4 protein-coding genes are annotated in these 6,748 nt (G+C 61.2%); all 4 read right to left on the reverse strand.

The genetic code is table 11. The features are described from left to right. Positions 1–2,186: TniQ family protein (locus ABZ195_RS28510; RefSeq protein WP_355223241.1), on the reverse strand; the 2,186-nt coding region annotated here is incomplete at its 3' end. Next, positions 2,183–3,298 (reverse strand): TniB family NTP-binding protein, encoded by a 1,116-nt coding sequence (locus ABZ195_RS28515; protein WP_355223242.1) that lies wholly within the window; start codon positions 3,296–3,298, stop codon positions 2,183–2,185. The genes ABZ195_RS28510 and ABZ195_RS28515, both read right to left, overlap by 4 nt. Then, complete coding sequence (locus ABZ195_RS28520; protein ID WP_355223243.1) at positions 3,298–5,415, reverse strand: transposase; 2,118 nt, start codon at positions 5,413–5,415, stop codon at positions 3,298–3,300. Before ABZ195_RS28520 ends, ABZ195_RS28515 begins: the two co-directional genes overlap by 1 nt. Next, complete coding sequence (locus ABZ195_RS28525; RefSeq protein WP_355223244.1) at positions 5,412–6,152, reverse strand: TnsA-like heteromeric transposase endonuclease subunit; 741 nt, start codon at positions 6,150–6,152, stop codon at positions 5,412–5,414. The genes ABZ195_RS28520 and ABZ195_RS28525 overlap by 4 nt, the downstream gene beginning before the upstream one ends. Positions 6,153–6,748: the final 596 nt, after the last annotated feature.

Genomic DNA, 6,748 nt, shown 5'->3' on the forward strand with positions numbered 1-6,748 from the left:
AACAGGAGGAAACCCCCGCGGCACTGCCCGCCTGAACGATCAACTCGAAGAATCACACGACGACGTCGTACACCACGTCCATGGACTTGACCTAGGTCGATCTCGTAGTCTTTCGCCAGTCGTGCCATGGTCTGTCTGCTCACACCGGCGATCTCGGCAATATCACGCAGGCTCCTACCCTCCACGTTGTAGTGATCGATGAACCGGTGGCGCGGAAAGGCCTCCTTAGCAACGAAATAGGCACTAGGGTCCCCGCTGCGCAGTGCGGGGCAGGGATAGGCGCTCAGAAGGTAGCGGGCAACCTCTAGTTCGATGCCGGCTCGCTCAGCGGCGCGGCCGAGCGGCAACCCGTCCTGCAGATAGTGGTGCAGCGCGTCGACGTCCGCCTCGTTCGGGTCAATGCCGGGTAACCGAAGTCCGGCCAAGCACGTCGCCGGGGGTTCATAGTTGACGGGCTCGTCGCAGACATTCTGGCTCGCGAGGAACTGAAGTGCGTGGTTATCCAGCGCATCGGCGAGTGCGGGCGTCAGGTAGTACGGGAAGTCGGCAATCTTGCTCCGCACCATCGGTTGCAGATCTTGGACTCCAGTAGGTGCCCCGGATATACGTTCTTCCAAATAGCAGCGGGCAACGGCGGCCCGGGCCGATCCATGGCCTGCTGTATCGGTCTCTCTGCAAATGCGGAACCATACGTTTTCCGGCAGCAACGTGCGGTAATCCAGTGTGCGCCTGCGCGCGTAGTCAATGGGGATGCGAGTGTCGTACAGGTAGTCGGAAAGGCCAGTGAAAGCGCGGCTGACGTCAAGCCATTCTGGCTGCTGGTGGAGCAGCTGCAGAACACGGGATGCACCCTGTTCATCAATGGGACTGCGCATAATGCGGACGCTGTGCTTTAGCACTATTCGCGCACCGACGAGAAGCACTGCTACCGACAGCGCGGCTCGAAGTTGGCGCTGGTGGCTTCCGCGGATTGCCAGCGGTAGCGACAACTTCGGCCACAGAAGGGTGGGGATCTTTCTGGACAGCTCTTTGACTTCGCAGGCCGTTTTGGATGGCACCGACGGCCACGAACTGATCGTCCGGTATCGGAGCTGATCGCTCGGTTTCAGCGTCGGGCCTAGCGCTGCCAGCTCGACGGCCCTTGATACTCCTGGCGTCCAGAGCATGTTGGTTGTGCAGGGTAGGGCTTTCCGCGTTCGCATCGCCTTCGTCAACCAGCGGAGCTCGTTTGCCGCTGTTTGCACGTCTGGTTGCTCTAGACAGCGAAGCGCGGCAAGGACGCCGACCGCGGTCAAGCTTGCGGACCTGGGCGATCTGATCCTCAGCTGCCGAGAGTCACTGCGCAGTGTGGCGGTAGGAAGTTGCGGATGGTCGCGCCGATAGGCGTCGAGCAGGTCCGCGGCGATGAAAGGTTCGAGTTCGTCCGGTGTCGCGTAGGACAAGGCTCTGATGGCGATCGCCCTCACGGAGGACAGGACAGCGCGGCCTTGTTCATCACGCCGGGCGTGAAGACCCGACCCCACACGTCCCCCGGCGATGACGCTATCGATCCATCTCTGCGCTGCAAGTACGGGATGTGCCTCGTCGTCGAACGTGAGAGTCACAGCGGTCGAAACATCGATCCCGCACCGAGCATTTTTGGATGTTCGGACACCATCCGCAGCTTCGCAACTGGCCGGCTTCGGAATCACGTCGAAGCGGCGGTGACGTTCCATTGGGCGACTTCGGCACCCAGGGCAACCATCAGCAAGCAGGCACCGGTGCCGGAGACACGCGAAGGTCCAGCCCAGCCGCCAGGTAAGCAGCCTTCGGCCGGCGGATTCTGAGAGACACTGGGGGCAGAATCGCGAACCTACCCGTGGGCTCCAGGGGAAGTGGTGGTCGAGGGTCGTACGGGTTTTGTCGATGGCCAGTGCTCGTCCGTCGTAACGGGACAGCGTCATTGCAGCCAGCGTGGCCGGTGCGACGCCCGTTGCTCCGTACAGTGCGGATTGCTGATCCGTTGTGATCGCCACCATCCACTGCGGTAGACGTCGGACTGCTGCGACACCACCCAGGCCGACAGCGGTGAGCAAATCACCCCAGCTCGTGTGGGTGCGAGCAGCGAGCGCTTCCAGCCAGGAATCGAGTGCCTCGCCCTCGATGGGCTCGACGTTAATCGGCATGCGCCGCGCGGCGATGCTCATGTTGTACCGACGCGAGTTGTGATCTTGCCATTGGTAATCGCCGACTCAAGCTCTTTACGTGCCTTTTCAGCCGCGGCGTCGTTCTTGACCAAATCAAGCAGGTCCTTGCTAAGGCATTCCTCGCCCGTACGTACGGCTCGCTGGCACCCCCGGTTGATCAGGGTCATCAGGGAGCCGATATGACCGGTGGAACGCGCGAAAAGGTAATCCGAGAGCTCATCGGCGAGCATTCCTGGGTAGCTTCCGGCAAGAACGATTCTTTTTTCTAGTGTTAGGAGCAGTTGCCGCCAGCACTGTCGCGCGGACTTCGTCTTCACATCGAACGAGTCCATGGTGAGCCGTGTTGTGCGTCTGCCTGTTTGGGCAATAACAGCGTCTTGATAAGACTCTCCCTCGGAGAACAGTCCCTTGGCTGCTAACCCGACACCGATGTACATGATCGTCACCGGGAACTCGTTTGCGATGTACTTGAAATGATTGCTGATCTCGACGCTCTGGCTGTTTCCCCACCGCAAGAAGTGAAGGTCGTCGATCATCAACAGTCGGGTTTCGCAGCTCAACACGCAGTCGAGTACTCGATGAGCAAGCTGGGCTGCCGTACCGCGGCTGATGCCAGGATGCCCGAAGTACCCGAGCATCGCCCGGTTGAAATCCAGCATCCCGGTGTTACCGGCTAGGCCGACGCGGCAAACCGGAATCCGTTCGTGGCCCTCAGCAGTCGTATGCCCGCACTCCGCGATCTCCCGAATGTGAAAATCTTTGGCGAAAGCCAGCGCCGCAGTGGTCTTGCCTAACCCCGGGAAACCATCAACGGCGACTGCGCTTTTCGGTTTGTCACCGGACTGTAGGTTGCTGTCAACAATGTCCCACAAGTCTTCGTGCAGACTCGCCAATTGCGGGGTCTTGATCGGGCCGAGGTTCGCATGCCAGTGGCGCCGTCGCGCGTTGTACTTCGCCAACTGGTCATCGCTCAGGCTTATCAGCTCCGATTGGGTCAGCCGCTCGGGTGCAGGAGGTATGGGGCTATTGGCGAACGCGAACCAGCCTTCCTTGCGCGACAGGGTCAGATTGTCCAGGGCAGGCGACTGCCGGCGAACGCGCGGTGCTGTCATCACGCATCCTCCCAAGCGTCGGCGTAGAAGTCTTCAGGACTGTCGTCGTCCCCGAGTACCGTCTCTGTCTCGACGGAGGTGGGTTCATCCGCCCCCATCCCGGCTGATTCGGACAGTGCATGTCGAACCGACGGCAGCTTCGACGCTGGTTCACTTTCATAAGCAACTGCTGCACAACGCAATTCATCCTCCCGCGACTGCCGGAGCGCGATACGCCGCTCAGTCGCTGATCTGCCCAGGCCAAGATTCCAACGCTCGAGGAGCAGCTCCATGGCCAACTCGTCATTGGGGTAGGTGTACTGCTGCTTGGCCAACTTCCGGCCGTATTGCAGCGCTTCGTCGCTGAACGGAATAACCAGTGCACCAGCGTGTTCCCACACCAAGGTGTGCCAGGTACGACTGTCGGGATCGCGGAAGTACACCCGGGTAATGTCGCCGGGGTGGCAATGGACCGGCCACAATCCTCCTGGGTAAGGGCTTCGTTGGTGTTGACGCCCACTGAGGACTCGGCCTTTGTACTTCCGACCGTCGATCTCGATACCGTAGGGCTGAATTGTCCGCTTCTTGACAGCGAGGAACTCGTAGGCCAAGTCGGGGCTGCGGGGCGCCTCGATATAACCCGCCCGTGCGAGCCCATGCTCGAACATCGTGACCGGCGAGAGTTCGAGACCCGGCAGCGCGGCTTCGATCAAGCCAGCGTGTGGCCTGCGGTGATACACCACCGCGATCCACTCACGAATGATTGCCTCGAGATCGTTGATGTAGAAATGTGCCTCCCCTTCGGGGTGCTGACCCCGAGAGTGGATGTCAGGGCCCTTGTAGCCGGGCAGATACTGCAGCAGGTCTTCACGAATCGTGCGAAAGAAGCGTTCGATCGGCCCTTTGTCTCGCCCAGTTCGTAGGCGCGCCGGCTGAACTGAGATCCCCATCCGCTGACAGACGCTATTTATGTGATCGGAGACGTACACCTTTCCGTGATCGACGATCAGCGTCTCCGGGACGATGGCCGGGCCGACCGCGCGGACGCCTTCACGTTCGATGCCGTTTGTATCCAGGAGAACGGAACAGGGGATTCCGTGTTCTGGCCAAGTCGCCTCCCGCGGCCATGTAGATGGCGCAGCCGGTGGCCGGTAGGCCTGGTACAACACCGTTGCCACATCTACGGACTTGGTGGACACCGGCGACAGAAGCAGGCCAGTGATGCAGCGTGTGTACCAGTCCATCCCCACGGTCAGCTCCACCTGACACCACCGCAGGGTCAGTGGGTCCATCGCGAACACATCCAACCTGGTTGTGTCCATGAGCATGTACTCCCCCGGCCGCGTGGGCCGCAGCTTTCCGTAAACACCAGGGTTTCGCTCAGCGATGTCACGGTTACGTTTGGTGCTCAATCGGAAGGTTGGATGCCTAGTTTCCAGTTCGGTCAGCATCCGAAAGGCAGTAGCGCGGCTAGGTAAAGGCACGACGTCGGGTCCGAAGCGAGCAATCACGCGAGCGTTCGTGCGCTTTATCACCGCGGTGCGGGAAGGGCGCGACTGATCGACGCTTTCCACCATGACCTCCACGGCGGTATCCCGCCAGCGGCTGTCCACACTCGGCATGGATTTCACCCTGACACCCTTGCCCCTGGCCAGACCTGCCTCCCCGTGTGCCCGGTATTCGGCCACCATCCGTTGGATGGTGCGCATGTCGACACCGAGCTCGACGGCCTTTGCTTCGTAGCGTGCGCTCAGCGACAGCGCTGGGTCGTACTGCGGCTTCGGCTCGTCGGTGGTGGAGGATCCGCCAAGTTCGTCACGAAATCCCGTAAGGACTTCCCGGATGTGGCGAGCGCGATCGCGGACCGCGTTGCGCTCCGCCTCGTTGAGCATGCCCAGGATAGTGGCGGCAACGTCCTCGACCGGTTCATCGTCTCCCGCGTCCCAGGCCTCCTCGTGTGGTTGCTCAGACCGGTACATCAGGATGTCGCTAAATGCGACGGCACGAATTTGGTTGGTGCCGAGGGTTTTAACGATTGCGATGTTGCCGCCGGAAGCCGTGCGGATCTCAACGATTTCGATCAGTTCTCCCTGGTAGGTCAGCCGGACTCCAGGGCCGACCCGTCGCCGATGCTTCATGAGTTCGGCACCTCGCGTAGGACAGACGACGCTTGCAGTGTGGCACTCAGGTCCGTGCGTATCGCCCCGCGCCAGAGGAGGTGACACACACCGGCATGGGCGAGAGGTTGTGGCCATCCGTCGCAGGACTGGATCGCCTGCTGGATCGAAAGCCCATCGATCTCGCTGCCGCGGAGCTTTTCAACGACGCCAGCGTTCATCCGGCGCTCATCACGGTATCCGGCGAGGAAGCGAAGATTCGCGAGTTCAATTGGCGGAGGCTCGGTCCACACTTCGTAGCGCCACCCCAACTCCTGGATGAGCTCCCGCGTCCACTTCAAGGCGTAAGAGACTTTGGGTGCAGTTGTACGGGCCATTGGTTTGACGTCGACCACCACCGGCCCGAGTGATGTTAGGAGCAGGTAGTCGGGGATGCGTCTCCGCCTCTCGCCGTCCACGACCGCCTCGATCAGGAAGGGCTGGGCGACAATAGAAGTCACTTCAGGGTCGAAGTCGGCGTAGATGAGCCTGGTTAGCTCGAGCCGGGATTCATAGATCACATGATCTTGCATTGTCGCGGACCAGTAGGTCCCGGAGTAGTGGCGCTGCCCGTACCACCACCGGAATGTCCGCCAAGGTGTGAGCGAGCACGTTGCGACGCCGTTCGCGTCATCCCAGCCGACTGTTTGGACGGCATCGTCATCACGAGTCTTGAAGGAGAGGGACGCGGTGATCGGAGGGGTGCGAAGTTCAGCCACCGGTAGCACCGCCGCGGCGCTGAGGTGTCGACACACGTGTCGGAGCGTTGACATGGGCGCAGGAATGCGTTGCAATCATGAGGTCCCTTCGGAGGGGCTTATCTGGAACTGCGGCCCTCATGGCCGCTAGCGAGGGGCCGGGTGCCAGCCCGGCCCTTCGCCATATCTGGGGCCGCCGCTACGGCGGCGACTTCTCTACGCCCGCCGAGTCGCATCCCCTCCGTCCATCGCTTGGTTGGTGGACGGGTTCAGACCAGCCGAGGCTTCTCGACACGAATCATCGACTAAGGCACGGATTTTCGACTTCGAACCGAGGCTTGTGTAACCGGACTCGATGAGCCTGGATCCAGCTTCTGACAGGGACACGTCCCAATCATCGGCGCAGCGGTACGCGGCCTCAGCCACTTCGCGTGGTAGGCGGAATTCGACACGGACTCGATCTCGCGGACCTAGCTTTGGTCGGCTCATCTTCCGCACCTTCCTGACCACGGGTCACTTTCGGGTTGCGTCCAGCAGAGTGGTGTACGAGCCGGGCCGAATCTCGAGCCCCGGCGTGTCGTAGCCGATCGAATGAAGGTCATCGCGTGATTCTTCGA

The organism is Mycobacterium sp. NPDC006124 (assembly GCF_040614235.1).
In the GTDB taxonomy this organism is placed as follows: domain Bacteria; phylum Actinomycetota; class Actinomycetes; order Mycobacteriales; family Mycobacteriaceae; genus Mycobacterium.